Below are 25876 nucleotides of genomic sequence, written 5' to 3' on the forward strand. Positions count from 1 at the left end.
CAGCGGGCTCAACGCGCACCTTCACCAAAGCTGCGTATCGCCGCGCACGCCGTCCGCAGCGACTCGTCATCCAGGGCATAGGCAATGCGCAGATACCCCGGCAGGCCAAAGGCACTGCCCTGCACCACGGCCACGTTGGACTCCTCCAGCAGCGCCAGGGCTACCGCCTCGTCATCGACCAGTTCATGGCCCGCAGGCGAACGCTGGCCGATCAGCCCCGAGCAATCGGCAAACGCATAGAAGGCTCCCCCTGGGACCTCGCAACGAATGCCCGGTGCCTGGTTCAGCAGCTCTACCATGAAGTCCCGGCGACGCTGGAACACTTCACGGCTATGGCTAATGAAGTCCTTCGGCCCGTCCAACGCGGCAATCGCCGCGTGCTGGGAAATCGAGCAGGCACCGTAAGTCTGCTGGCCCTGTAGCTTTTCCATCGCCTCCAGCAGCCAGCGCGGGCCTGTGGCGAAACCGATGCGCCAGCCAGTCATGGCGTAGGCCTTGGATACGCCGTTCATGGTCAGCGTACGCGCGGCCAGCCGTGGCTCGACCTGGGCCAGCGTGAGGAACTCACGACCGTCGAAGATCAGGTGCTCGTAGATATCGTCCGCGAGGACCAGTACCTGGGGATGGGCCAGCAGCACTCCGGCCAGGGCCTGGAGTTCGCCGCGATCGTACACCGCGCCGGTCGGGTTCGACGGTGAATTGAGGATCAGCCAGCGGGTTTTGGGTCCGATTGCCTCGGCCAGCGCCTGGGCGGTCAGCTTGAAGCCGGACTCGGCGCCACAGGCGACAATCCGCGACTCGCCACCGCACAGCTGGACCATTTCCGGGTAGCTGACCCAGTACGGCGCCGGAATCACCACCTCGTCACCCTCGTTGAGGGTGGCGGCCAAGGCGTTGTAGATCACCTGCTTGCCGCCGCTGCACACCAGGGTGTCCTGCCAGCCGACGTCCAGGTCGTTTTCGCGCCGGAACTTGCGCGCGATCGCCTCGCGCAGCGCGCGCAGGCCCGCCACCTGGGTATAGCGGGTATGGCCCAGCTGGATCGCATTGATCGCCGCAGCCCGAATATCTGTTCGCGGATCTGCGCTTCGACATGTTCGATACGACGGGCTGTCTCGGCGACTTCACGGGCGCGCTCACGGGGCACGATGACCACGCCATTGGCGTCGGCGACAACGATGTCCCGGGCACACACGCGGGCCTGCCCGAGCGAAACCGGCTGGTTGACCGAGAGCACCTGCACGCGGTCCTTGCCGGTGCGCATGAAGCGGCCCTTGCTGAACAGCGGGTAGCCCTCGCCGAGTGCCTTGTTCACGTCGCGGCAAACACCGTCGATAACCGTGCCGGCGATACCACGGGCCAGGGCGTACTGGGTCATGATGTCGCCCCAGACGGTGCAGTCGATGCGACCGTCGTTGGCGATAACCACCACGTCCCCCGGCGCCACGTCATCGATGAAGTCGCCAACGGTGCCGGGCGGGGTGCTGGCACTAACGTACTGCACGGTAAAGGCCGGGCCGACCACCACTTGGCTGTAATTGGCCAGCGGCGCAATGCCAAAGGCCTGGCCCGGCAGGCCAAGCTTGTCCAGGGCATCGGAGACGCCTGGGGTATCCAGGCCTTCGAACAGGGCAACGAGTTCCTTATCGGACAGGCTCATATCAGCGCTCCACCTTGATGGCTTCGAATTGACTGTCGTGCATCACTTCCTCCACGGAGCGCCCGGCGCGCACCGCCTCGACCATGCCGGCCTGGCGCCGGTCGATCCGCTCGGCCAGGTCCAGCACCTGGTCGATGGCCGCTGCCGCGATGAATACCGTGCCGCACTCGTCGGCGATCACGTAGTCGCCCTCATCCACCTCCACGCCAGCCATGCGCACCTTGACGGCGGCGTTGAGCTGGATGAGGCGGTTACGTGCGCTGATCATGGTGACGCCACGGCCGAACACCGGGTAGCCGATGTCGGCGCTGCCACGGATGTCGCGGCTGAAGCCGTCGATGACCGAACCACGAATGCCCTTGCGCCGGGCGGCGTTGGCCAGGATGTCGCCCCAGCTGGAGATGCCGTCGACGCCACCGGCGATCACCAGCACCCGGTCATCGCTGGTGACCTGCTCGACCACGGGGGTGATCAGGTGGACGGTAGGCGCCGCATCCTGCTTCGGACCGAGCTGGACGGTGCTGGCTCGCCCGACGATCTTCGGGCAGTTCCACAGCGGTCGCAGGCCATTGGTGGCGCCAGGCAGGTCGAGGAAATCCAGCGCATCGGAAACCGTGTTGGTGTCCAGGGCCGCCAGGCGCTCAAGCGGGGCTTTCAGGCTCATCGGTTGCAGACCTCTTGTCAGGGAGACGTGAGTATCGGCAAGCTGTTTTCATACGTATATTACTAAGAAGCTAAGCTTGTCATACTCCAAACCTATGGATAATTGCCAGTGATCAACTTTCGCCTGATTCGCCACCTCTGGCTGTTCCTGGCCGTGGCCGAAGACCAGAACTTCAGCCGCGCGGCCAAGCGCCTGGGCATGTCTCAACCGCCGTTGACCGAGCAGATCCAGGCCCTGGAGCAGTCCCTGCGGGTGCAGTTGTTCACCCGCTCGCGGCGTGGTGCGCAACTCACCGCCGCCGGTGCGGCGATCCTGCCGGCAGTGCGCAAGTTCGCCGAGCAGTTGGAACGGCTGGAGTTGGCAGTGCATGAAGCGGTCGCCGGCCACGCCGGTGTACTGACCATCGGCGCGATCACCCCGGCGATGATCGATGTGCTGCCACCGCTGATCGAGCGCTTCAAGCAGGCGCATCCGCTGATCACGGTGTCGGTCAGGGAGATCGATAGCGTCGAGGCGATACCGGCGCTGGAAGCGGGCGACATCGACCTGGCTTTCGCACGGCTGGAAGGCAGCCTGGGCCGCCATGTTCAGTCGTTGCCGCTTTCCGAGGATCGCCTGGCCGTTGCGCTGCCCGCCGATCACGCCTTGGCCGCGAGCGAAACCGTCGCACTGAATTCGTTGGCCGACGAAGCACTGGTGATGGCTTCGCGCGACGTCAGCCCGGTGTACTTCGATTATCTGGTGGGCCTGTGCAAGGCCAGTGGTTTCCCGCCACGGATCCTCCACCAGGTGCGCTCGGTGGCGTCCCAGGTGGCGTTCGTCAGTTGCGGCCAGGGCATTGCGCTGGTGCCCGCTTCGACCGGCAAGCTGGTCCCGGAGAACGTGGTGATCCGCCCGTTGCATCCGGAAGTGAAGGTAGTGACTACAGCCATGGCCTGGCATGGGGAACACAATAACCCGCTGGTCGCAGCCATGATCGACCAGGTCAGGGAGCCTACCCTGCCATAGGTTCGGCATATGACAGGCTTCAGGGTTTCGTATTTTACAAATCACCGTCTGGAATGGACATTGGCCTTTCCGTAGAAGGAGTCCCCAACGTGCCCCACCCAGCCCGCTTCATCCACGAGAAACTGCCGTTGAACATCGACGGCGTGTCACTCGACCTGGCAGTGATCCACCGCGCCGGTCCGAAAGCGCCGATCCTGTTCCTGCACGGCTTCGGCTCGACCAAGGAGGACTATGCCGACATCACCCTGCAAGCGGCGTTCGATGGCCATCCGTTCATTGCCTACGATGCACCGGGCTGCGGCGAAACCGACTGTGCCGATCTTTCCCGCATCACCATTCCCTTCCTGGTGAAGACCGCCCAGGCGGTACTCGCCCACTTCGGCATCGACCGGTTCCACCTTGTCGGCCATTCCATGGGTGGCCTCACCGGCCTGCTGCTGGCCCACGCCGCCCCCGGACGGGTGCTGAGCTTTGTCGACATCGAGGGCAACATCGCTCCGGAGGACTGCTTCCTCAGCCGGCAGATCCACGACCACCCGCGTGACGACGATGCGCGGTTCTTCCGGGACTTCATCGAGCGCACCCGCCTGGCGCCAGACCCGGCCAGCGCGCTGTACGCCGCCAGCCTGGCCCACAAGGTGCGTGCCGGCGCAGTGCGAGGTATTTTCGAGTCGATGGTCGAGCTGTCCGACCATGGCGACCTGATGGAAAAATTCCTGGCGCTGCCGTTTCCGCGCCAGTACCAGTACGGCATTACCAACTCGCACCTGTCCTACCTGGAGCACATCGCCGCGCAAGGCGTGGACCTGGCGTGCATCCCCGCGTGCGGGCACTTTCCGATGTACTCCAACCCCGTGCTGATGTGGCAACACATCAAGGCGCTACAAAATCGCATCCAACCCTAAAGCTCTGCGGAAAGTGGCCGTTAACCTGGATTCAACCCTCACTCACGGAAGCAGTGACATGGAAATAAGCAATCGCCCTTTCCCGCCGTTGACCAGTGGCGGCACCCAGTCGCCGATCAACCTCCCGCCGTCCAGCACACCGCCACCGCCGCTGACCGATGAACAGAAAGAAGCCGCGCAAAAACTCAGGGATCTGCTCAAGCCGCCAGTCAATCCCCCGGTCACAACGACCCCTGAGAAAACTTCGTTGATCGACGAAGTCGTCTAAATCCCGCACTAGGTGGATCCGGCTGTACTGCAGCCGATCCGCCCCGTGCCGCAGCTCAGCTCACCAAACGCAGCGGAATCGGCCCTTGCAGCCGCGTCAGCATGGTTTCGCAATACCAGTCATCGAACTGGCAGGCCCCATTCTCGGCCACTTCCGAAAATGGTCCCGGCTCGTGCTACTACCTGGCATTGCGCCAGGGAGCACATGTCGGTTAGGCACCCCCTCTCAATCCTGGCTATCCGGCAGCTTCTCCAGCGCCTTGAGCTGGGGAGCTGCCGGTAACAGCTCGTCCTTCTGCCGGGCATTGTCCAGCCGCATGTCCGCCGGCATCGGCCGCCCGAAGTAGTAGCCCTGGAAGTGCGAGCAGCCCTCGGAGATCAACTGCTCCATCTGCTCGGCCGTTTCCACCCCTTCCGCCGTGGTCTTGATCAGCAGGCTGTTGCTCATGCCGGTGATCGCCCGGATGATCGCCAGGGCTTCCTTGCTGTGCGCCATCTCCCGCACGAACGACATGTCGATCTTGATCCGGTCGAACGGGAACGAGCGCAGGTAGCCAAGGGACGAGTAACCGGTACCGAAGTCATCCAGCGAAATGGCCACGCCCAGCGCCTTGAGCGCCCGGAGCATGTTGACGTTCTCGTCGGTGTTGTCCAGCAGCACCGACTCGGTGATCTCCAGCTCCAGGCGTGACGGATCCAGGCCGGCGTCCGCCAGCGCCAGCGCTACCGAGTCCACCAGGCCGGGGTTCTTGAACTGGATCGGCGACAGGTTCACCGAAACGGTCTGCCCGGTCCCCCAACTGGCGGCCTCCTGGCAGGCCAGGTTCAGTGCGCGATTGCCGACCTCGTGGATCAGGCCGGTTTCTTCCGCCATGGGAATGAAGTCGCTGGGCATGATCGTACCCTTGCTCGGGTGCCGCCAGCGCAGCAACGCCTCGTAGCCGGAGATCTCCTCGCCACACTGGGTGACGATCGGCTGGTAGTGCAGTTGCAGGTGGCCAAAGTGCAGCGCGGTGCGCAAGTCGGTTTCCATGGTCCGGCGGTAGCGCGCCGCTTCGTCCAGTTGGGGCTTGAAGCGTTCGAAGCGGTTGCGGCCGTTGCGCTTGGCTTCGTACAGGGCCATGTCGGCATAGCCCATCAGTTGTTCGGGGTTGTCGTGGTCTTCCGGCGACAGGGCAATACCGATGCTGACACCGACCGAGCAGCTATGGCCATCGATCAGGAATGGCGGGCGAATCGCCTGGATCAGCCGTTGCGCGGTCAGCTCGGCGGCCTCGGGGGTTTCCAGCTCCGGCAGGATCACCGCAAATTCGTCGCCCCCCAGTCGGGCCAGGGTGTCGTGTTCGCGCAGTTCGGCGCGCAGGCGAGCGCTGAGCACACGCAGCAGCTTGTCGCCGAAGCCGTGGCCAAGGGCGTCATTGATGTTCTTGAAGTCATCCAGGTCAAGGCACAAGGTCGCGGTGATCTTGCCACTGCCCTCGGCCTCCTGCAGCGCGTTCTTCAGTCGCTCGTGGAACAGCACGCGGTTCGGTAGGCCAGTGAGCGCATCATGATGCGCCATGTGATGGATCTTGGCGTTGGCGGCCAGTTCGACCGTGACGTCCTCGGCGACGAACAACACGTATTCGGAGGCGTTGCCGGGGTCCTGGTTGAGCACCGTGCGGCTTCTCAGGGTCTTGTGGCCGCGGGTGGTATGGACCAGGGTCTCGACGGTCCGGACCTGGCCGAGTCGCAGCTCCTGGTTCATCTGCTGCTCGATGTAGGCCGCCGACTCGGCCGGCAGGCAGTCACAGAGGAGCTTGCCGACCATGCTGCCGCCATTGGGCACGAACAGCGCCTCGGCCTGCTGGTTGGCCAGCAGCACCTTGTTGCTCCGGACATCCTTGACGATGACGCTGGCGGGAATATTGGAAATGACCGAATCGAGAAAGCGCGACAGCGAGGCCATTTCGACGCTGTACTGCTCGGCCAGCACCTTGGCCTCCATCAGTTGCAGCTCATTCTCGCGTTTTTCGGTGATGTCCTTGGTGATCTTGGCAAAGCCGATCATCTGCCCGTCGTCGTCATGGATCGCATCGATGACCACGCTGGTCCAGAAGCTCGAACCGTCCTTGCGCTGGCGAATACCTTCGGCATGGAAGCGACCTTCGCTACGGGCGGTTTCCAGCCCCTGTGCGGGAAGCCCGGCGGCCTGATCCTCGGGGGTGTAGAACACCGAAAAATGCTGGCCGACGATTTCCTCTTCCCGGTAGCCCTTGGCGCGTTCGGCCCCGGCGTTCCAGTTGACCACATGCCCATCGAGGTCGAGCATGTAGATCGCATAGTCACTGACGCCCTGCACGAGCAAGCGGAATCGACGCTCCTGCTCCTGTTGGGCCAGCATCAGCTTCTGCTGCTCGGTGCAGTCGCGGGTGATCTTGGCAAAACCCAGCAGCCGGCCGTCGGCATCGCGAACGGCATCGATGATCACGTGGGCCCAGAAGGCGCTGCCGTCCTTCTTCAGCCGCCAGCCTTCGTCCTCGAAACGGCCGGTCTGGCGGGCGGTCTCCAGGTTCTGCGCCGGCTGGTCGCGCTCACGTTCCTCCTCACTGTAGAACACCGAGAAGTGCTGGCCGACGATTTCGTCGGCGGTATAACCCTTGGCCCGCTGAGCACCAGGATTCCAGTTCGAGACGATGCCCTCGGGAGTGAGCAGGTAGATGGCATAGTCGACCACGCTCTGGATGAGCAGGCGGTACATGGCATCTGAATCGTCATTGAACTGCATACTTGCAAACCTCAAATAAAGCGGGTGATGGTGAATGGGCTCCGCCTCCGTTGAACCCAGGCAATGGCATTATGCCGCCCAACTTGCGGAAGCGATATAAACCTTACGAACGACCCCCGCAAAATTTCAGCCTGGCAAGGCCCGGCCAGCGTGTTCATGCCCAGGCGTATATCCAGTGGTATATGGACGCCCTGCCGCCCAGCCCATAGCTTGACGATCGAATCCCATCCAGACACAGGAGTTCCCACATGGGTCGATTGAACGGCAAGGTGGCACTGATCACAGGCGGTGCTGGCGGTTGCGGGTTGGCCGCGAGCGAATTGTTCGCCGCCGAAGGTGCGAAGGTGATCATCCTCGACCTGCCCTCCAGCGATGGCGAGCGTGTCGCCGGCCAGATCAATGAACGCGGCGGACAGGCCCGCTTCGTCGCCGCCGACGTATCGAACGCCGAACAGGTCAAGCGCGCGGTTGCCGAGGGCCAGGCGTCCTTCGGGCCGATCACGGTACTGATGAACCACGCCGGCACCATCGCCGCCGGGCCGTTCCTGGACACCACGGAGGCCCAGTGGGACCGGTTGATGGGCATCAACGTCAAGGGCATGTTCCTGGTCACCCAGGCGGTGCTGCCCGGCATGCTTGAGGCCGGTGGCGGCAGCATTGTCTGCACCTCGTCGATCTCGGCGGTGGCCGGTACGCCAATGGAGGTGCTGTATTGCACCACCAAGGGTGCCTGCCACATGTTCGCCCGCGCACTGGCGGTGGAGTACCGCGACCGCAACATTCGCAGCAATGCCATTTGCCCAGGCTTCATCGCCACGGCTCACGGCCAGCGCGAGATCGAGATGCTCGGCGGCTTCGGTGTCGCAGTCGGCGAAAGCGACATCCGCGCCATGCAGGGCCGCCTGTGCGAACCGAAGGAAGTCGCCCAGGCCGCCCTGTTCCTGGCCAGCGACGATTCGAGCTTCGTCAACGGCACGCACCTGTTCGTCGACAACGGCTACACCGCCCTGTAGCAACGCACTGGGGCTCCAATAACAAACCAAAGCCCGCACCGCGCCATACCCTTTATTCACTGCCCAACAACAACCTCCAATAGCCGAGGCAGTCATGGAACACATCGGAACCTACGTTATCTACGTCATCATGGTCTGCGCCGTCATCGGTGCACTGGCCGCCATCTTCCGCTCCGAATCCGAGCTGGCCGGCGAGTTCAATGCCGGCATCCACAGCATCGGCCCGATCTTCATCCCGGTGGCCGGCATCATGGCCTCCATCCCGTTCATCTCCACCTTCATCCGCGAGGTCATCAGCCCGCTGTTCCTGGCCATGGGTGCCGACGCCGGCATCGCCGGGCCGATCTTCATCGCCAGCGACCTGGGTGGCTACCAATTGGCCCAGGCCCTGTCGGCCAGCCCCGAAGGCTGGATTCTCGGGTTGATCACCGGCTTCCAGTCCGGTTCGACGATCATCTTCGTGATCCCCGTGGGGCTGGCGATGCTCGACAAGGCCGACCACAAGTACATGGCCCTGGGTATCATGGCCGGTCTGCTGAGCATCCCGGTGAGCATCCTGTTCATCGCCCTGCTGATCGACGGCCTGGGCCTCGGGGTACGTCCGGACATCGCCACTGCGGGGGCTGCCACCCAGGTGCTGCACTACACGGTGGCCGGGCTGGTACGCAACCTGATGCCGCTGATCCTGTTCTGCGCGGCCCTGGCGGCGGCCCTGCGTTACTTGCCAGGCTTGATGGTGACGCTGTTCCTGCGCACCGGCCAACTGATGTACGGGGCGGTGACGCTGGTCCTGGTGGCGTCGATCGTCGAATACTTCACCGGGGCCTTCACCCATGTGTTCGGCAGTTGGGGCTTCGCACCGATCATCGCCGACAAGGAAGACCAGTTCCGCGCACTGGAGATCGCCGGCTACGTCGGGATCATGCTCTGCGGCGCATTCCCGATGGTCTACCTGATCAAGCGCTACCTGTCGCGACCGATCGAGAAGCTTGCCTCGCGAGTGGGGCTGTCGGCCAACGGCGCGGCCGGAATGCTCGCGGCTTCGGCGAATATCCTGGCGATGTTCCGCCTGGTGTCGTCGATGCCACCCAAGGACAAGGTGCTGGTGATCGCCTTCGCGGTCTGCGCCGCCTTTACCTTTGGCGACCACCTGGCCTATTCGGCGAACTTCCAGCCGACCATTATTCCCTGCCTGATCGTCGGCAAGCTGCTCGGCGGCCTGCTCGGCATGGGCCTGGCCTATTGGCTGGCGGTGCCACGGGCACTGGAAATGGAGCGTGAGGTCGAACAGGCCGGTGAAGCCGGGCTGCGCTTGTCCTGAGTGAGTGGACGGAGGGGTCCTGGGGCCCCTCCAGTCGCGAAAACTTTGCTGCTAAAGTGCCTGCGCCTTCCCCGCTTCGAGAATCGCCATGCCCCTGACCTCCCCCTCCGTCTTGCGCGCCGTGGGCAGTGCCGGTTTCGGCCCTGCGCTGGACATGGCCTTCGAGGCCCTGACCGGCTACGACATGAGTTGCGCCTATCTGTTTCGCCCCAACGCCCATGCGGTACTGCTGCACAACGGTTACGGCGCCAGGGTCGCGCGCAGCACCCTGGAAGCCTACCAGCGCGGTGGCTACCTGCTCGATCCGTTCTATGTCGCGGCGATGAACCGGCATCCCGCCGGGCTCTGGCGCATGAGCGAACTGGCGCCGGACAGTTTCTTCGCCTCGGGCTTTGCCATTTCGCCGGATATCCATCCCTGCGTGGCCAGCGACCATGGCGTGGACATCGAGGAAGTCGGCTATATCGCTTACCTGGACGACCAGGCAGCGGTGGTGTTTTCGCTGATGCGCAGCCTCGGCAGTGGCGGTTTCAGCAATGAGCAATTCGAGCGCCTGGCGCCGCTGGCCGATACGCTGGCGGCGCTGTTCGAACTGCACCTGCGTCTCGACAGCAGCGCCCTCGCCCCGTCCGGTCGCGAGGAAGACACCTTCATCGCGCTGCTGCAGCGCCAGCTCACGGAAACCCAGGCGGTCATCGCCCGGCTGATCCTGCAGGGCCACAGCAGCGGCTCGATCGCCGCCAACCTGGGCATTTCCGAGGGCACGGTGAAGGTTCACCGGCACAACCTCTACCAGCGCCTGAACATCTCGACCCATGCCGAGCTGTTTCGCCTGTTCATCGACTTCCTGACAGCAGAGCCCAGTCTGGGTTGATCAGCCCTGGCTACCGATCAGGCTGCGCTTGATCCAGCTGTACAGGTTGAGGCCTTCGCGAGACAGCTCGCTGTCGGCCCGCCGGCACAGGTAATAACCGCGACCATCGTCGACCGTGCTGTCGAACAGTCGCACCAGTTCACCGCTGGCGACATAGGGCATCACCAGGGGCTCGCGCAGCAAAGCGCAACCGAGGCCGGTCAGGGTTGCCGTCAACGCCAGTTGCCCATCCTCGAACAGCAATCCGCTCAGCGCGCTTGAGCGGCGCACGCCGGCCTGCTGCAACCATTGCGCCCAGGTGCCGCGTTCCTCGTCGTGCAGCAACGGCAATTCGCTTAGGGCCTCGGGCGTGTCGATCGGGCCGTGGCGCTGCAGGAACTCACGACTGCAAAAGGCGGCGACAGCGCCGGAGAGCAGTGGCTCGCTGTGGTAGCCCGGCCAGTGGCCGGTGCCGAAGCGGATCGAGATGTCCGCCGCGTCGCTCGGATAGCTGCGGTGGTTGGCGTAGGTGACGTTGATGTCCAGCCCGGGGTTCTCCTCGAGGAACTCGGGCAGGCGTGGAATGAACAGGTTGATGCCGAACAACGGAATCAGGCTGATGGTGACCTGGCGCAGCGCCGACTTTTCCCGCACGTGATCGGTGGCGCTGCGCAACACCGCGAAGGCCGAGCGGATCGCCCGGTAATACTCGCGGCCCTCCTCGGTCAGGATCAGGTTGCGGCCCTGCCGGAAGGTCAGCGGCTGCTGCAGGAACTCCTCCAGCAGGCGCAACTGGTGACTGATGGCAGACGCCGAAATATCCAGTTCGCGGGCGGCGGCGTTGACACCCCCGTGGCGGGCGAAGGCTTCGAAGGTGCGCACTGCGCGAAGGGGCGGATCGCTTTCCAACTGTTCTATATTTTTCATGTATTGATAATATTCTAAAAATAAATCGCTGGAAATAGCCATTTTTAGCGATATTTATGGGTTATTCATTTTGTTATAAGCATAGTATTTTCAGATATTTGATAAAAATAGAATGTAGCACTACTGTGCGCCTCTTCTTGACCCGGGCCTTGTGCGTTTGCGGTCGTTTTAGCGCAAGAGGCTTTTTCGCTGCAATGGATACCCTGATACAACAACTGCTCAACGGCCTGATGCTCGGCAGCCTGTATGCCCTGGTCGCGCTCGGCTACACCATGGTCTACGGGATACTGCGCATCATCAACTTCGCCCATGGCGACCTGTTGATGATGGGCGCACTGATCGGCCTGTCGCTGATTCGCCTGCTGCAGTCGCTGTTTCCCGCCCTGCCCGGCCTGCTGGTGCTGTTGCTCGCCACCCTCGGTGCGATGGCGGCCTGTGCCGCGCTGGCGATGCTGATCGAGCGCATCGCCTATCGACGGTTGCGTAACGCCCCGCGCCTGGCACCGCTGATCAGTGGCATCGGCGTGTCCCTGCTGTTGCAGACTGTGGCGATGTTGATCTGGTCGCGCAATCCGCAGATGTTCGTGCAACTGCTGCCCCTGGACCCGATCGAGGTCACCGCCGGCGACGATCTCCATCCCCCGGCCATCACCAACGTCACCGCACTCGCCACCATCGGCATTGCCCTGGCGCTGATGGCGGCGTTGCTCCTGCTGGTCAACCATACCCGCCTGGGTCGTGCGATGCGTGCGGTGGCGGAGAATCCGCAGGTTGCCAGCCTGATGGGTATCAACCCGAACCAGGTGATCGTGCTGACCTTCGCCATCGGCGGTGCCCTGGCGGCACTGGCCGGCATCATGATGGCGAGCAACTACGGCAGTGCGCACTTCTATATGGGCTTCCTGCCGGGCATCAAGGCCTTCACCGCGGCGGTACTCGGCGGTATCGGCAATCTCAAGGGCGCGATGCTCGGTGGCATCCTGCTCGGCCTGATCGAAGCCCTGGGCACCGGCTATCTCGGTGACGCCACCGGCGGTGTGTTCGGCAGCAACTACCAGGACGTGTTCGCCTTCATGGTACTGATCGCCGTGCTGGTGCTGCGCCCTACCGGCCTTCTCGGCGAACGACTGGCGAGCCGCGCATGACTGTCGAATCGATCCTCAACAACACCGCTCCACGGGCGAAACTCGGCCTGCTGCTGTTCGCCGCCGCGCTGTTGCTCGCGCCCTGGCTGGTTGGCCAGGCCGGTGGCAACGCCTGGGTCCGCACCCTGGACTTCGCCCTGCTGTACATCATGCTCGCGCTGGGCCTGAATATCGTCGTCGGTTATGCCGGGCTACTGGACATGGGCTTCATCGCCTTCTATGCGGTCGGCGCCTACCTGGCCGCCCTGCTCTCGTCACCGCACCTGCTCAACCAGCTTCCGGCCCTCGCCGCAGCGCTACCCGGCGGTATGCATGCGCCGCTGTGGCTGATCCTGCCACTGGCCGCGCTACTGGCCGCCGGCCTGGGCATCCTGCTTGGCGCGCCGACCCTGCGCCTGCGCGGCGACTACCTGGCGATCGTCACCCTGGGCTTTGGCGAGATCATCCGCATCTTCATGCGCAACCTCGACCGCCCGATCAACCTGACCAATGGCCCCAAGGGCATTTCCTCGGTCGACCCGTTGCACCTGTGGGGTGTGAACTTCGCCCGTACCCAGGAGCTGTTCGGCCTGCGCCTGCCGTCGGTATACCTCTACTATTACCTGTTCGCGGCGGTGATGGTGGCGATCCTGTTTATCTGCATTCGCCTGCAACATTCGCGTATCGGCCGTGGCTGGCTGGCAATCCGCGAGGACGAACAGGCGGCCGAGGCCATGGGCCTCAACACCCGCAACCTGAAGCTGCTGGCGTTCGCCATCGGTGCGGCCTTCGGTGGTGTCAGCGGTGCGCTGTTCGCCTCGTTCCAGGGTTTCGTTTCGCCAGAGTCCTTCAGTCTCAACGAATCGATTGCCGTGCTGGCGATGGTGGTACTCGGTGGCATGGGCCACATTCCGGGGGTGATACTCGGTTGCGTACTACTGGCCGCACTGCCGGAAGTGCTGCGGGCAAGCATGGGCAACCTGCAGCAGGCACTGTTCGGCCAGGTGCTGCTGGACCCGGAAGTGGTACGCCAACTGTTCTACGGCCTGGCATTGATTCTCGCCATGCTCTATCGACCCAACGGCCTCTGGCCCGCCCGTAACGGAGGTGCGCGATGAGCACGGCGCTGCTGGAAATCACCGGCGTGAACAAGCACTTTGGTGGCGTCGCGGCGCTGGCCGATGTCAGCCTGAGTATCGAGACCGGCCACATCCATGGCCTGATCGGCCCCAATGGCGCTGGCAAGACCACATTCTTCAACGTGATGACCGGCCTGTACCACGCTGATTCCGGGCAATTCCGCCTCGACGGCCAGGCCTACCGGCCATCGTCGGTACACAAGGTGGCCCAGGCCGGGATTGCCCGCACCTTCCAGAACATCCGCCTGTTCAATGCGATGAGCGCGCTGGAGAACGTCATGGTCGGACGGCACATTCGCACCCGCAACGGCGTCTGGGCAGCGCTGAGCGGCCATCGCCGCGGCCGCGAGGAGGAGCGCCAAACCCGTGAGCAGGCCCGCCAGTTACTCGATTACGTCGGTATCGGCCAGTACGCCGACTACCGCGCCGACAGCCTCTCCTACGGCCATCAGCGCCGCCTGGAAATCGCCCGGGCCCTCGCCACCGAGCCGCGCCTGCTGGCCCTCGACGAGCCAGCGGCCGGCATGAACCTCAGCGAAAAACAGCAGCTGCGCGAACTGTTGGAAAAGATCCGTGCCGACCGCCGCACCGTGTTGCTGATCGAACACGACGTCAAGCTGGTCATGGGCATCTGCGACCAGTTGACGGTTCTCGACCATGGGCACGTCATCGCCCGTGGCAATGCCGAAACCGTGCGCCGCGATCCGGCGGTGATCCAGGCCTACCTTGGAGCCAGCGCCCATGTCTGAAGCCCTTTTGCAAATCCAGGGCCTGAGCGTGCACTACGGTGCCATTGCTGCGGTGAAATCGCTCGACCTGCACATCAATGAAGGTGAGCGGGTCACGCTGATCGGTGCCAACGGCGCCGGCAAGACCTCGACCCTCAAGGCCCTGACCGGGCTGCTGCCGGCCAGCGCCGGCGAGATCCGCCTTGCCGGCCAGTCGATTGCCGGCCGCGCCGCCCACCAATTGCTGCGCCAGGGCATTGCCATGGTGCCGGAAGGTCGCGGCGTCTTCGCCCGCATGAGCGTGCTGGAAAACCTGCAGACCGGCGCCTTCTGGCGCACCGACACGGAGCAGGTCGAACACGAGATCGAACACTGGCTGGAACAGTTTCCCCATCTGCGTCGCCGCGCGCGGCAGCCGGCCGGGCTGTTGTCCGGTGGCGAACAGCAGATGCTGGCTCTGGCCCGTGCGCTGATGTCGCGTCCACGCCTATTGGTGCTGGATGAGCCTTCAATGGGCCTCGCCCCGATCATGGTCGAGAAGATTTTCGAGGTGATCGACCAAGTCTGCGACAGCGGCATCACCCTGCTGCTGGTCGAGCAGAACGCCCGCCTCGCCCTGCAGGTCTGCCAGCGCGCCTATGTCATGGACAGCGGCCGGATCAGCCTGAGTGGCGCCTCGATGGACCTGCGGGACGACCCGCACGTGCGTGCCGCCTACCTCGGCGAATGAACCCGAACCGCCACCGGGCCTCCGGAGCCAATCAAACCCGCGACCTGCCAGGTCGCACTCTGCAACAGGACACACACATGCACATCACTGACCTCATCAAGCGTGCCGCGCTGATCGGTATCGCCGTCAGCAGCCTGGCCACCGCCGTCGCCCAGGCCGACCAGCAGGTTCTCATCGGCCTGGCCGGCCCGCTCACCGGCCCCTCCGCGCGGATCGGCAAGGATCTGGAGAATGGCGCGCAACTGGCCATCGACGCGGCCAACGCCCGCCACCCGAAGATCCATGGCGAAGCGGTGACCTACAAGCTGGTCTCGGAAGACGACCAGTCCGACCCACGCACCGCCGTCACTGTCGCCCAGCGCCTGGTGGATGCCGGCGTGGTGGGTGTGGTCGGTCACTGGAACACCGGCACCAGCATCCCGGCTGCACGGGTCTACCACGACGCCGGCATCGCCCAAGTGGCACCGGTGGCCACCGGGCACGCCTACACCCAACAGGGCTTCGACACCAGTTTCCGAGTCATGGGCCATGACGATGATGGTGGCCAGGTCGCCGGGCGCTATGCCCTGCAAACCCTCAAGGCCAAGCGCATTGCCGTGATCGACGACCGCACCGCGTTCGGCCAGGGCCTGGCCGACCAGTTCGTCAAATCCATCGAAACCAATGGTGGCAGCGTGGTTTCCCGCGAATATGTCGACGACAAGACCGTCGACTTCAGCGCCGTGTTGACCACGGTGCGCAGCAAGAACCCCGACCTGATCTTCTTCGGCGGCGTCGACGCCCAGGCGGCGCCCCTGGCCCGGCGCATCAAGCAACTGGGGATCAAGGCCACGCTGATGGGCGCCGGCGGCTTCGTCAGCCAGACCTTTCTGGAACTGGCGCAGAAGGAAGGCGAAGGCGTCATTGCCCTCGAGCCCGGCCTGGCCGTGGCGCAGATGCCCGGCGGCAAGGCGTTCGAGCAGACCTACGAGCAGCGCTACAAGACCCACATCGAGCTGCATGCACCGTTCGCCTATGACGGCGTCGGCGTGCTGATCGCCGCCATCGAGAAGGCCGATTCCACCGACCCGGCCAAGTACCTGCCGGTGCTCAAGGCCAGCCAGTACCAAGGCGTCACTGGCCCGATCGCCTTCGACGCCGAAGGCAACCTGAAGAACCCGACCTTTACCGTTTACCAGGTCAAGGCCAATGCCTGGCAGCCGGTCAGCGTAGCCGGCGGCCAACAATAACCCGGTCGGCGGTGGCGATCCCCGTATCGCCACCGTCCGCACGGTCCGTGGAGCTGATGGAGGCACACACTATGAGTCAACATGACGGAGAACTGGGCATCCTCGCCCGACGGCGTATCGAAGCCGAGATCATCAAGCCCATCTACGAAATCCTGGTGCGCGACTACGGCAAGGACAAGGCCGCCGCGGTCATCGGCGAGGCCGTGTCCCAGGCAGCAGTCGAGGCCGGACGGCAATTCGCCGCCCGCGAGCCCAATGGTCCGGACCTGCAGGGCTTCATCGAGCTGCAGGAGCTCTGGGAGAAGGACGACGCCTTGAAGGTCGACGTGATCGCCACCGATGCCACCCACTTCGACTACGACGTGCACCGTTGCCGCTACGCCGAGATGTACCACGAGATGGGCCTGGGCGAGATCGGCCACCTGCTGTCGTGCAACCGCGACGAGCTGTTCATCGTCGGCTACGACCCGCGGGTCGAACTCAAGCGTACCCAGACCATCATGGGCGGCGCCTCCCATTGCGACTTCCGCTATCAGGTCAAGCCAGGGGAAGGTGACGCATGAGCCAGCCACTGCGCATCAACGGCGAGCGCCTGTGGGACTCGCTGATGGCCATGGCCCGGATCGGCGCTACCGAGAACGGCGGTGTCTCCCGCCTGGCGCTGACCGAGGAAGACCGCCTTGGCCGCGACCTGTTCGTGCAGTGGGCACGCGACGCCGGCTGCAGCATCCGCGTCGACGCCATGGGCAACATTTTCGCCCGCCGCGCCGGTCGCGACGACAGCCTGGCACCAGTGATCACCGGTTCCCACGGTGACTCGCAGCCGGCAGGTGGCAAGTTCGACGGCATCTACGGCGTGCTGGCCGGGCTTGAGGTGATCCGCACCCTCAACGACCTGGGCATCGAGACCGAGCGCCCGCTCGAAGTGATCAACTGGACCAACGAGGAAGGTTCGCGCTTCGCCCCGGCGATGATCGCCTCCGGGGTCTATGCCGGGGTCTTCGACCTTGAGTACGGCCTGTCGCGCACCGACGCCGAGGGCATCACCATTGGCCAGGCCCTGGAAACCATCGGCTACGCCGGACCCGAGCCCATGGGCGGTCGGGCGATCCATGCCGCGTTCGAACTGCATATCGAGCAGGGCCCGATTCTTGAAGCCGAGGACCTCACGATTGGCGTCGTCACCGGCGCCCAGGGCCAGCGCTGGTACGAGGTCGAACTGTTCGGCCGCAGCGCCCACGCCGGCACCACGCCGATGGACCTGCGCCTGGATGCCCTGCTTGGCCTGGCGCGGGTCGCCGAGGCGGTGAATGCCCTGGGCCTGGCCCAAGGGGACGAGGGCCGCGCGACCATCGGCCTGGTCAAGGTGTTTCCCAACTCGCGCAACGTGGTGCCGGGCCGGGTGTTCTTCAGTGTCGAGTTCCGTCATCCGCGCGAGGAAGCGCTGGTCGGGCTCGACCGCGAGTTCCGCCAGCAGGTGCAGCGCATCGCCGAAAGCATGGGCTTGCGCTGGAACGTCGAACAGATCTTCGACTACGCCCCGATCAACTTCGATGCCGGCTGCATCGACAGCGTGAGGCGCGCCACCGGGCAACTCGGGTACAGCCACAAGGACATGGTCTCGGGCGCCGGCCACGATGCCTGCTACCTCAATCGTGTGGCACCGACATCGATGATCTTCGTTCCCTGCGTCGATGGCTTGAGCCATAACGAGGCCGAGCATATTCATCCGCACTGGGCAGAAGCAGGGGCCAATGTGTTGCTGCTGGCGATGCTGGACAAGAGCGATCGTTGAAACACGCCAGCCGGCATCACACCTGACAGGGTGCCCTCGCTCATGACGGAAGAGGACATGCCTGTTTATCGGGCATGCCCGCTTACTCCAATCGCATCATTCAATCCAACCTGTTCCGGTCAAGGCCATTAAAGAACGCCAGAAGGCGTTATTGTCGCCGTTCTCCAGGAAAATTGAATTCCTGTACATCAGGCTGGCCCAGCTATCGCACTGCTCTTTATTGTTCAACGCCAGGCAAGTAAACGATCAAGCCAGAATGGTTTTCGCGGCCAAATTGTACAACGCCATACTGGCAAATAGCCCGATAACCAAGGAGACAAACTTGTTGACCCTGCTGCCCGATATGAACGAGGAGAGATTGCGATCGAAAAACGCGCCCAAACTCACCCAGACAAGACCCACAGGAAGAATCACCAAGGAAAAGACACCCATGAATGCAAGGTAACTTTCGATGTGTAGAAAGGTTCCGGCCGGGGCCACGAACGAGGCGAAAAACAATCCTTTCGGGTTGGTCAGGGTTGCCAGGAACATGGCAGAAACAGAGATGGCAGACGGCTTGCCAGACGCGTCGACCTGCACCGAAAACCATAACTTCAAGGAAATATAGAACAGGAAGATCACTGCCAGGCTCTTGGTCAGCACCACGACCCAGGCGTAGTTCTGCGTCAAGGCATCGATGAACAGGCCCCATGCCGTTATCTGGATCAGGTAGGCCGTCCACTCGGCGAAAATCAACTTCAGCGAATAAGCCCCCAGCCCGCGACTGATCCCGGACTGCAACAACAACGAATTCGTTGGACCCGGCACCAGCAACACCGTCAGCATCGCAACTGCAACATAATACATGACACGCTCCCTAAACATTCCAGAATGGATTTAGTTCCCGCTCGACCTGTTTTCCAACTTGGAAAACCCGCTCTTCCCTGCATCGCCCATTAAAAGCGAGCACACCCTTGCCTTCATTTCAATTTGATGAATGGTCAGCATTCATGCTGGAAACCCGAAATCAACGCGTGATCGCCATCACAAATCCGCAAGTTCTCCCTGCCCAATCATTACAGGCGGCGAAAATCCGCGAATCAATCACGTTACCGGTACTCTAACCCCTGCAATTAGATGGCAGTTTGCCTTCGGCACACACTTGAACTTCAAGTACAGTTGCCACTCCTATACGGGCTCACTGGAAATAAACACCCCCTGCGACTCGCGACGCATTTATGATGAGTTGCTTCTCAAACTCGTACATCTTGTTGAGCGATGACTTACTCGCGCCCAGCATCAAAGTGGAGACCCGATGAACCTGCAAAGACTTTTTCCCTCCGTCGGCAAGGTGATTGCCAACACCGGCAACCGTCATTTTCCACGCATGCTGCATGACCTGATCGCTGCACAATTGCCCGTCGATGCCACACACATCACCGAACTGCTCCTCGATCCTCACCCGCCGACCACCTCGAGCATCGGTGGCGTGGGTATCAGTCCGATCTGCACCGATACGCTGATGAATGCCACCTCCGTCAAGCAGGCCACCTGGCCAGACGACGCCACCTGGCCGGCACAGCGAACCGAACTGACCTGCTGCCAACGAACATCGCCCTCGAACACCTGCCCCAATCACCTGCACCTGATCTGTCGTACAAAGAGTCGGTGCTATGCCCTGTCCCTCTACCGTACCCACCCATCGCAAGGCTTTTCCCCCAAGGAGTGTGCGTCCGTCCAGGAGTTTTCCTGCCTGCTGTTGCCGATGATCGGCGAACATATCGAGGCCCTTTTGCCGGCACCGACCCGCCAGGAAGACTTTCCGCCGAGCCAGGAATTCGATAGCGGCGGAATGGACGCCTTGCGCCAGCGCTTTATCGCGCGCCTGGAAATGTTCGGCTTGAACCTGTCTTCCCGGGAAACCGAAGTCTGCGTCGGCCTGCTCGCCGGGCGCACGGCTTCGGAGGTGGCCGAACACTTGGCACTGCGGGTCCATACCGTGGAAAGCTATCTCAAGCGGGCCTCCATCAAGATGGGCATCGGCGGTCGCCGTTCGCTGATCCGCTGGATGCATTCGGCCGACGCCAAGGCTTCCCAGGACGGCACCACCACGCTGCAAAATGCTCTCTGAATCCATTGCATTGCCCCAGTGTGCGATAACACCTCGATAGCGATTCATTCCGGCTGTCGAGGTGCACCAAAAAGCCGCTTGAACCCTTCGAGCCCATCGTCGACGTAAGTGAAAATCACCGGCACCACCAGCAGGCTCAGTACCGTCGAAGCGAGCAGCCCCCCAATCACCACCACGGCCATCGGCTGGCGAAAGCTCGACTCCCCGCCCCATCCCAATGCCGTCGGCAACATCCCGGCGCCCATGGCAATCGTGGTCATCAGGATCGGCTGGGCACGCTTGTGACAGGCATCGATCAAGGCGTCATGGCGACGCATGGCCTGGTCGCGGCGGGCCATGATTGCGTACTCCACCAGGAGGATCGAATTCTTGGTCACGATCCCCATCAGCATCAGCAAACCGATGACCGACGCCATGGAAAAACTCATGCCGCCGGCCAGGAGTGCCAACAAGGCACCACCCAGCGACAAGGGCAACGCCGAGAGGATGGTGAACGGCTGCATGAAATCATGAAAAAGCAGCACCAACACCGAGTAGATACAGAACACCCCGACGGCCATGGCCAGGCTGAAGTTGCCGAACAGTTCGCTCATCAGTTGCAGTTCGCCCTGCTCCACCAGCTTCACCTGCCCCGGCAGGTGCTGCAGGGCCGGCAGCTGTCGGGCTTCATCCATCACCTCGCCGACATTGCGCCCATTGAGTTCGATCGACAGGGTGATATTGCGCAGGCGGTCCAAGCGGTCGATCTGCGCCGGTCCGCTGCCCATGCCGATCTCGCCCAGGGACGCCAGTGCGACCTGGCCGTCGTGGCCCTTGACCCGCAACTGGCCAATACGCTCCAGGTCGGTGCGTACCTGCGGCTGCATGCGTACCCGCACATCGACCTGTCGCTGGGACAGGTTGACCTTGCCCAGGGATGAGGAATATTCGCCATAGGTGGCCATGCGCAGGGTGTCGGCAATGTCCTGGCTGCTGATCCCCAGTTCCGCCGCGCGAACGAAATCCGGGCGCATCTGGATCTCCGGTCGCTGCACCGCCGTACTCGAGGTCACGTTGCCGATCCCCTTGAGCTGGCGCAACTGCGGTTCGAGGGCACTGGCGGTCCGCTCCAGCAGGTCGCCGTCGTCACTGGCAAGCACGATATCCAGGCGTTCCCCGCTGCGATCGCCGCCGACATTGACCCGTACCCCAGGCAAGCTGCGCAGCACCTCGCGCAGTTTCGCCTCGACCTCGGACTGCTTGAGCGCGCGCTCGTCGCGTGGCAACAGGTCGACAGTCAGGACGGCCTTGCGATTGCCGCCCCCGGAAATATCGCCACTGCCCACCACCGCGAACACGTGCGCCACCTCGGGGACCGTACGCAACCGGGTATCGGCCTCCAGCGCCACGGCGGCGGTCTGGGCCAGGCTGCTGCCGGGCACAAGCTCCAGGCTGATGGTGCTGCGCGCGTTGTCCTGGGCAGGCAGGAAACTGGTAGGCAACAGCGGGATCAATGCCAGGGAAGCGATCAGCAACACACCGACCAGGGCCATGGTGGTCTTGCGCCGGCCCAGGCTGGCACGGACCCAGCCGACATAGCGGGTCATCAAGCCACTGTCCTGTTCCACATGGGGCCTGGCCTTGAGCACGTAGGCCGCCATCATCGGCGTCAGCATGCGGGCCACCAGCAGGGAAAACAGCAGGGCCGCGCTGGCGGTCACGCCGAATTGCCGGAACAGCTTGCCGGAAATCCCGCCCATGAATGCGGTGGGCAAGAACACCGCCACCAGGGTCACGGTAGTCGCGATCACCGCCAGCCCGATTTCGTCGGAAGCCTCGATCGCTGCCTGGCGCGGGCTCTTGCCCTGGCGCAGGTGGCGGGCAATGTTCTCGACCTCGACGATGGCATCGTCCACCAGGATGCCGATCACCAGGGCCAGGGCCAGCAGGGAAATGGTGTTGAGGGTGAAGCCGGCAAAGTACATCACGCCGAATGTCGGGATGATCGACAACGGCAGCGCTGTCGCCACAACGATCGTTGCCCGCCAGTCACGCAGGAACCAGCCGACCACCAACACCGCGAGCAACATCCCCTCATACAGCAGCATCATGGAGCCGTGATAGTTTTCCAGCACCGGCTCGACGCTGTTGCTCGCCTCGTCGACGCGGATATCCGCGTGTTGTCCGTCGAATTCGCTGATCGCCTGGCGCACATCCGCCGTCACCCCGACGTCGGAGAAACCCAGGGAGCGGATCACCTGGAAGCCGATGACCGGCTTGCCGTCGCGATAGGCCCGGGTGCTGCGCTCGGCATGGGTGTCGCGCACGGAGGCCAGTTGCTGCAGGGGCAGCATGCGGCCGTCGGCGGTGGGAATGCGAATGCCACCGAGCCTGGCCGGGTCGTCTATCGCCGCCAGGACGCGCAAGGCCTGCTGGCCGCTACCGACATCGCCCTGGCCACCGGAGTTGTCTTTCTGCATCGCCCGCAGGCCGGCGGCCACCTCCGTGACACCAAGCCCCAACCCCGCCATCATGGCCGGATCGAGATCGACCTGGATCTCCCGGTCCACCCCGCCGACCCGCACGACCTTGGCGACGCCCCGTACCGCCAGGAGTTGCTTGCTCAATTCATTGTCGATAAACCACGACAAGGCCTCTTCGTTCATCCGTGGGGCATCGACGACATAGGTCAGCAACGCCGAGGTATTGGTGGTCAGGCGCGACACCGACGGCGTATCGAGGCTGGCCGGCAATTCGGCCCTGGCGCTGTCCACCGCATTGCGCACTTCATTGAGGGCTTCGTTGCCGTCCTTGTCGATGGCAAAGGTGACGTCGATGCTGACACTACCCTCGGTAATCAGCGTGGTCACATGTTGCAGAAGGCGCAGCGACGTGAGCTTGTCTTCGAGCTTGCGCGCCACTTCGGTTTCCAACTGCTCGGGCGCTGCCCCTTCGAGCGAGGCGCTGATGACCACCGTGGGCAGGTCGGTGTCCGGAAAATCCTGAATGCCGAGGCGATCCAGGCCGAACACGCCAAACAGGGTCAGCAGCACGAACAACATGACCGCCGGTACCGGATAACGAATCGACAGCGCGGAGATGTTCATCGCCCGTCGCCCTCGGTGGGGACCAGGGTCACGCTGGCCCCGTCGCTGAGAAAGGCGCCGCCACTGCGCACGATCCGCGTGTGCTGCGCCAGGCCGGCGAGAATTTCCACGGACTGCCCGCGTCGCCGCCCGACTTCCACCCCCTGCTGGCTGACGTGCAGGTCCTGGCCCAGCACGAACACATAGGAGCGGCCATCGCGCAGGACCACGGCGGTATCCGGCACGGTCAATGCCACGCGGCCCGCCAGTTCGATGTGGCCGCTGGCATACATGCCCGCCCGCACTGCGGGCCCTTCGGGCAAGGACACGTAGACCAACGCGCGGCTGGTCTTGTTGTCCAGCACCGGCGACACCAGGCGTACCCGCCCCTGCACGCGGGTCCCATCCGGCAGTTCCACGTCGGCGGACTGCCCGACCCGCACCTGCGGCAGTTGTCGCGCATCGAGTTCCGCCTGCCATTCGACACGGCCCTCGCGGATCATCCGGAACATCTCGCTGCCGGCAGAGACCACATCCCCAAGCAACGCCTTGCGCGCGGAAATGATGCCATCGTCCACCGCGACGATGCGGGTCTGCGCGAGCCGGATACGCGTGCTGCGCAGATCGGCATTGGCCGAGGCCAGGTTGGCCGCGGCGGTCTGCACCTTGACCCGATATTCTTCCAGTTGCTGTTCAGACAAGGCGCCACTCTGCCCGACCACCGCTGCACGCCGCTCGTTGGAGCGCGCCTCCTGCAACTGTGCGGCAGCCTGGGCAACCGCGGCCTTCTGCTTGTTTTCATCGGCCTGCACGCTGGCGTCGGCCAGGGTGGCCAGTACTTGGCCCTTTTTCACCCGGTCACCGATATCGGCGTTCAGGCTGGCGATACGCAAACTGCCGGTCTCGGCACTGATCAGCACTTCCTGCCAGGGCGCCAGCGCACCGCTGGCCACCAGCACTTGCGGCCAGTCTTCGCGGCGCGGCTGGACCGCCTCGACGCTCAGGCTGGTGGCCGGCGCCGGTGTGGCCGCCGGTGCCGGTGTGGCGCGGCCGAACACCAGCCACCCCGAGAACGCCAGCACGGCAACCGCCAGCAGGCCTTGACCCACCGTCAGCCTCATGCGCCACCTCGTGTCGGCCCTTCACTCGCCAGCCCGTCATGGTCTTGCCAGCCTCCGCCGAGCGCCTTGTACAAGGCGATCCAGTAGCGCACCTGGTTCTGTTGCAGGGTGATCAGCTCGATCTGTGCCGACAACGCCGAGCGGCGGGCCAGCTCACGGTCCAGCAGGCTGGCGTTACCGGCCTGCCAGTTCTGGTCGATGGCCTGGAAGTACGCCTCGTAACCCTGCGTGGCGCGCTGGGCATCAGCCTCCGAACGCCGCGCAGCGTCCAGGCGCACCAACGATTGCTCGACTTCCATCACCGCCGTGCGCAGGGTTTGCCGATAGGTCGCCAGGGCCGAGTCGTAGCCAGCCCTGGCCGAGTCCACCGCCGCCCGCCGCTTGCCGCCATCGAACAGCGGCACACTGAGCTGCGGACCGAGGCTCCAGGTCCGGCTGTACTGGCCGGTGGTGGTACCGACTGCAAGGGACCCCACCAGGCCGAGACTCGGCAGGCGGTCGGCCTGGGCGGCACCGATCTGGGCATTGGCAGCTGCCAGTTCGCGTTCGCTGGCGGCCAGGTCGGGACGCTGGCGCAACAGATTGGCGGGTATCTCCCGCACAGCCAGCAACGCCGGCTCCGGCAGGCGCGCCGGCTGATCGCCAAGCACCTCGCGTACCTGTTCCTCACTGCTGCCGGCCAGGGCCACCAGGCTCTTGAGCAATACATCGCAGGCGCTTTGCTGGTTGGTCAGGGTGGCGACACTGGCGGCGGCGCTGGCATCGGCAAGCGCGGCATCGGCGGCCGAGGTGAAGCCGGCCTGGTGCGACAAGCGGGTCAGGCGCGCAGTCTGCTCCTGGGACTGCGCCTGGTCGCGGTAGGCATTGACCAACAGCTGGCAGCCACGGTATTGCACGAAGTCATCGCCGACCTCCGCCGCCAGGGAAACCCTGGCGTCATGCCAGTCATCGACCCGGGCCTGCAGCAGATGGCGTGAAGCTTCATCAGTGCGGCGCAGTTTGCCGAACAGGTCCAGCTCCCAGGTCGAATCGAGGGTCGCCCCGGAAGTGGTCCCGACCTGGTTCAGGCCCTGTTGGCTGACACCCGCTCGCGCCTTGCTCAATCCGCCGCCCAGTTGCGGTCGGCCATCGGCCAGGCTGCCGTCCAGGGTCGCCCGGGCCTGGGCGATGCGCGCCAGGGCCTGGTCCAGGGACGGACTGTCGGCCTCGGCCAGGCGCAGCAGGGTCGCCAACGCCGGGTCGTTGAACTGCTGCCACCAGTCATCCAGCCCCACCACCGAAGCACCATGGGGTAGCGGCGCATGCCAGCGGCTCGCCACCTTCATCTCCGGTGGGTGGTAGTCGGGGCCCAGCGTGCAGCCACCCAGCAGCGTCGCGCAGAGCATCGGCAGCAGGAAACGGGCAGCAGGTTTGGCGATAGGCATAACGCTCTCGCAGACTCCCGAGCACA

21 protein-coding genes and 2 pseudogenes are annotated in these 25876 nt (G+C 63.8%); 14 read left to right on the plus strand and 9 right to left on the minus strand.

The window, feature by feature from the left end:
• Window positions 1-8: 8 nt before the first annotated feature.
• From AC6I6U_RS19135 to AC6I6U_RS19145, 3 genes and pseudogenes are all read right to left on the minus strand, one after another.
• Window positions 9-1064, minus strand: a pseudogene (locus tag AC6I6U_RS19135) (pyridoxal phosphate-dependent aminotransferase); the annotation flags it as partial.
• A gap of 2 nt (window positions 1065-1066) precedes the next feature.
• Window positions 1067-1660 (minus strand): annotated as a pseudogene (locus AC6I6U_RS19140) (RraA family protein); the annotation flags it as partial.
• 1 nt (window position 1661) lies between these two features.
• Window positions 1662-2324, minus strand: a complete 663-nt coding sequence (locus AC6I6U_RS19145) for an RraA family protein (RefSeq protein WP_497877590.1) — start codon at window positions 2322-2324, stop codon at window positions 1662-1664.
• Between the two features lie 108 nt (window positions 2325-2432).
• On the opposite strand from AC6I6U_RS19145, the gene AC6I6U_RS19150 reads away from it, so the two are divergent.
• The 3 genes from AC6I6U_RS19150 to AC6I6U_RS19160 all read left to right on the plus strand — a co-directional run bounded on the left by AC6I6U_RS19150 (window position 2433) and on the right by AC6I6U_RS19160 (window position 4505).
• Window positions 2433-3332 (plus strand): LysR family transcriptional regulator, encoded by a 900-nt coding sequence (locus tag AC6I6U_RS19150; protein WP_497877591.1) that lies wholly within the window; start codon window positions 2433-2435, stop codon window positions 3330-3332.
• Window positions 3333-3421: 89 nt separating this feature from the next.
• Window positions 3422-4237: an alpha/beta fold hydrolase gene (locus tag AC6I6U_RS19155; RefSeq protein ID WP_497877592.1), complete on the plus strand. Its 816-nt coding sequence runs from the start codon at window positions 3422-3424 to the stop codon at window positions 4235-4237.
• A 58-nt stretch (window positions 4238-4295) separates the two neighbouring features.
• On the plus strand, window positions 4296-4505 hold the full coding sequence (locus AC6I6U_RS19160) for a hypothetical protein (RefSeq protein WP_497877593.1): 210 nt from the start codon (window positions 4296-4298) through the stop codon (window positions 4503-4505).
• 225 nt (window positions 4506-4730) lie between these two features.
• Here AC6I6U_RS19160 and AC6I6U_RS19165 read toward each other — a convergent pair whose 3' ends face one another.
• Window positions 4731-7271: a sensor domain-containing protein gene (locus tag AC6I6U_RS19165; protein WP_497877594.1), complete on the minus strand. Its 2541-nt coding sequence runs from the start codon at window positions 7269-7271 to the stop codon at window positions 4731-4733.
• A 248-nt stretch (window positions 7272-7519) separates the two neighbouring features.
• Between AC6I6U_RS19165 and AC6I6U_RS19170 the strand changes: the two genes are divergently transcribed.
• The 3 genes from AC6I6U_RS19170 to AC6I6U_RS19180 all read left to right on the plus strand — a co-directional run bounded on the left by AC6I6U_RS19170 (window position 7520) and on the right by AC6I6U_RS19180 (window position 10479).
• A complete protein-coding gene (locus tag AC6I6U_RS19170) occupies window positions 7520-8284 on the plus strand; it encodes an SDR family NAD(P)-dependent oxidoreductase (RefSeq protein WP_497877595.1) in 765 nt (254 codons plus the stop codon).
• Window positions 8285-8378: 94 nt separating this feature from the next.
• Window positions 8379-9605, plus strand: a complete 1227-nt coding sequence (gene eutH, locus AC6I6U_RS19175; RefSeq protein ID WP_497877596.1) for an ethanolamine utilization protein EutH — start codon at window positions 8379-8381, stop codon at window positions 9603-9605.
• Between the two features lie 88 nt (window positions 9606-9693).
• Entirely contained in the window at window positions 9694-10479 is a 786-nt protein-coding gene (locus tag AC6I6U_RS19180) for a helix-turn-helix transcriptional regulator (RefSeq protein ID WP_497877597.1), read from the plus strand.
• Here AC6I6U_RS19180 and AC6I6U_RS19185 read toward each other — a convergent pair whose 3' ends face one another.
• Entirely contained in the window at window positions 10480-11385 is a 906-nt protein-coding gene (locus tag AC6I6U_RS19185) for a LysR substrate-binding domain-containing protein (protein WP_497877598.1), read from the minus strand.
• Window positions 11386-11579: 194 nt separating this feature from the next.
• On the opposite strand from AC6I6U_RS19185, the gene AC6I6U_RS19190 reads away from it, so the two are divergent.
• The 7 genes from AC6I6U_RS19190 to AC6I6U_RS19220 all read left to right on the plus strand — a co-directional run bounded on the left by AC6I6U_RS19190 (window position 11580) and on the right by AC6I6U_RS19220 (window position 18130).
• Window positions 11580-12530, plus strand: coding sequence for a branched-chain amino acid ABC transporter permease (locus tag AC6I6U_RS19190; protein ID WP_497877599.1), 951 nt, complete (start codon window positions 11580-11582; stop codon window positions 12528-12530).
• Window positions 12527-13627, plus strand: coding sequence for a branched-chain amino acid ABC transporter permease (locus tag AC6I6U_RS19195; RefSeq protein WP_497877600.1), 1101 nt, complete (start codon window positions 12527-12529; stop codon window positions 13625-13627). Before AC6I6U_RS19190 ends, AC6I6U_RS19195 begins: the two co-directional genes overlap by 4 nt.
• The gene (locus tag AC6I6U_RS19200) at window positions 13624-14397 is read left to right on the plus strand and encodes an ABC transporter ATP-binding protein (RefSeq protein WP_497877601.1); all 774 of its coding nucleotides are present in this window, start codon (window positions 13624-13626) and stop codon (window positions 14395-14397) included. The genes AC6I6U_RS19195 and AC6I6U_RS19200 overlap by 4 nt, the downstream gene beginning before the upstream one ends.
• The gene (locus tag AC6I6U_RS19205; protein WP_497877602.1) at window positions 14390-15106 is read left to right on the plus strand and encodes an ABC transporter ATP-binding protein; all 717 of its coding nucleotides are present in this window, start codon (window positions 14390-14392) and stop codon (window positions 15104-15106) included. The genes AC6I6U_RS19200 and AC6I6U_RS19205 overlap by 8 nt, the downstream gene beginning before the upstream one ends.
• Before the next feature lie 77 nt (window positions 15107-15183).
• On the plus strand, window positions 15184-16335 hold the full coding sequence (locus AC6I6U_RS19210) for a branched-chain amino acid ABC transporter substrate-binding protein (protein ID WP_497877603.1): 1152 nt from the start codon (window positions 15184-15186) through the stop codon (window positions 16333-16335).
• A gap of 71 nt (window positions 16336-16406) precedes the next feature.
• Entirely contained in the window at window positions 16407-16898 is a 492-nt protein-coding gene (locus AC6I6U_RS19215) for an L-2-amino-thiazoline-4-carboxylic acid hydrolase (protein WP_497877604.1), read from the plus strand.
• Window positions 16895-18130: a Zn-dependent hydrolase gene (locus AC6I6U_RS19220; protein ID WP_497877605.1), complete on the plus strand. Its 1236-nt coding sequence runs from the start codon at window positions 16895-16897 to the stop codon at window positions 18128-18130. The genes AC6I6U_RS19215 and AC6I6U_RS19220 overlap by 4 nt, the downstream gene beginning before the upstream one ends.
• Window positions 18131-18376: 246 nt before the next feature.
• Here AC6I6U_RS19220 and AC6I6U_RS19225 read toward each other — a convergent pair whose 3' ends face one another.
• A complete protein-coding gene (locus AC6I6U_RS19225; protein WP_497877606.1) occupies window positions 18377-18976 on the minus strand; it encodes a LysE family translocator in 600 nt (199 codons plus the stop codon).
• 448 nt (window positions 18977-19424) lie between these two features.
• Here AC6I6U_RS19225 and AC6I6U_RS19230 point away from each other — a divergent pair, with 448 nt between their 5' ends.
• Window positions 19425-20240 (plus strand): helix-turn-helix transcriptional regulator, encoded by an 816-nt coding sequence (locus AC6I6U_RS19230; protein ID WP_497877607.1) that lies wholly within the window; start codon window positions 19425-19427, stop codon window positions 20238-20240.
• 44 nt (window positions 20241-20284) lie between these two features.
• Here the strand turns inward: AC6I6U_RS19230 and AC6I6U_RS19235 are convergent, their stop codons facing one another.
• From AC6I6U_RS19235 to AC6I6U_RS19245, 3 genes are read right to left on the minus strand one after another with little or no spacing between them, the layout of a single operon-like run.
• On the minus strand, window positions 20285-23326 hold the full coding sequence (locus tag AC6I6U_RS19235; RefSeq protein ID WP_497877608.1) for an efflux RND transporter permease subunit: 3042 nt from the start codon (window positions 23324-23326) through the stop codon (window positions 20285-20287).
• Window positions 23323-24426 carry an efflux RND transporter periplasmic adaptor subunit gene (locus AC6I6U_RS19240; protein WP_497877609.1) on the minus strand — a complete coding sequence of 368 codons (1104 nt, stop codon included), beginning with the start codon at window positions 24424-24426 and terminating at the stop codon, window positions 23323-23325. The genes AC6I6U_RS19235 and AC6I6U_RS19240 overlap by 4 nt, the downstream gene beginning before the upstream one ends.
• Entirely contained in the window at window positions 24423-25850 is a 1428-nt protein-coding gene (locus AC6I6U_RS19245; protein ID WP_497877610.1) for an efflux transporter outer membrane subunit, read from the minus strand. The genes AC6I6U_RS19240 and AC6I6U_RS19245 overlap by 4 nt, the downstream gene beginning before the upstream one ends.
• Window positions 25851-25876: the final 26 nt, after the last annotated feature.

The sequence above is a fragment of the Pseudomonas sp. UTLPPB19802 genome (genome assembly GCF_059730225.1).

Coding starts and splice junctions, on each gene's coding strand:
- AC6I6U_RS19160 (WP_497877593.1), top strand. CDS start 4,296: ATGGAAATAAGCAATCGCCCTTTCCCGCCGTTGACCAGTGGCGGCACC.
- AC6I6U_RS19230 (WP_497877607.1), top strand. CDS start 19,425: ATGAACCTGCAAAGACTTTTTCCCTCCGTCGGCAAGGTGATTGCCAAC.
- AC6I6U_RS19190 (WP_497877599.1), top strand. CDS start 11,580: ATGGATACCCTGATACAACAACTGCTCAACGGCCTGATGCTCGGCAGC.
- AC6I6U_RS19200 (WP_497877601.1), top strand. CDS start 13,624: ATGAGCACGGCGCTGCTGGAAATCACCGGCGTGAACAAGCACTTTGGT.
- AC6I6U_RS19210 (WP_497877603.1), top strand. CDS start 15,184: ATGCACATCACTGACCTCATCAAGCGTGCCGCGCTGATCGGTATCGCC.
- eutH (WP_497877596.1), top strand. CDS start 8,379: ATGGAACACATCGGAACCTACGTTATCTACGTCATCATGGTCTGCGCC.
- AC6I6U_RS19195 (WP_497877600.1), top strand. CDS start 12,527: ATGACTGTCGAATCGATCCTCAACAACACCGCTCCACGGGCGAAACTC.
- AC6I6U_RS19245 (WP_497877610.1), bottom strand. CDS start 25,850: ATGCCTATCGCCAAACCTGCTGCCCGTTTCCTGCTGCCGATGCTCTGC.
- AC6I6U_RS19240 (WP_497877609.1), bottom strand. CDS start 24,426: ATGAGGCTGACGGTGGGTCAAGGCCTGCTGGCGGTTGCCGTGCTGGCG.
- AC6I6U_RS19215 (WP_497877604.1), top strand. CDS start 16,407: ATGAGTCAACATGACGGAGAACTGGGCATCCTCGCCCGACGGCGTATC.
- AC6I6U_RS19185 (WP_497877598.1), bottom strand. CDS start 11,385: ATGAAAAATATAGAACAGTTGGAAAGCGATCCGCCCCTTCGCGCAGTG.
- AC6I6U_RS19205 (WP_497877602.1), top strand. CDS start 14,390: ATGTCTGAAGCCCTTTTGCAAATCCAGGGCCTGAGCGTGCACTACGGT.
- AC6I6U_RS19225 (WP_497877606.1), bottom strand. CDS start 18,976: ATGTATTATGTTGCAGTTGCGATGCTGACGGTGTTGCTGGTGCCGGGT.
- AC6I6U_RS19220 (WP_497877605.1), top strand. CDS start 16,895: ATGAGCCAGCCACTGCGCATCAACGGCGAGCGCCTGTGGGACTCGCTG.
- AC6I6U_RS19145 (WP_497877590.1), bottom strand. CDS start 2,324: ATGAGCCTGAAAGCCCCGCTTGAGCGCCTGGCGGCCCTGGACACCAAC.
- AC6I6U_RS19170 (WP_497877595.1), top strand. CDS start 7,520: ATGGGTCGATTGAACGGCAAGGTGGCACTGATCACAGGCGGTGCTGGC.
- AC6I6U_RS19180 (WP_497877597.1), top strand. CDS start 9,694: ATGCCCCTGACCTCCCCCTCCGTCTTGCGCGCCGTGGGCAGTGCCGGT.
- AC6I6U_RS19235 (WP_497877608.1), bottom strand. CDS start 23,326: ATGAACATCTCCGCGCTGTCGATTCGTTATCCGGTACCGGCGGTCATG.
- AC6I6U_RS19165 (WP_497877594.1), bottom strand. CDS start 7,271: ATGCAGTTCAATGACGATTCAGATGCCATGTACCGCCTGCTCATCCAG.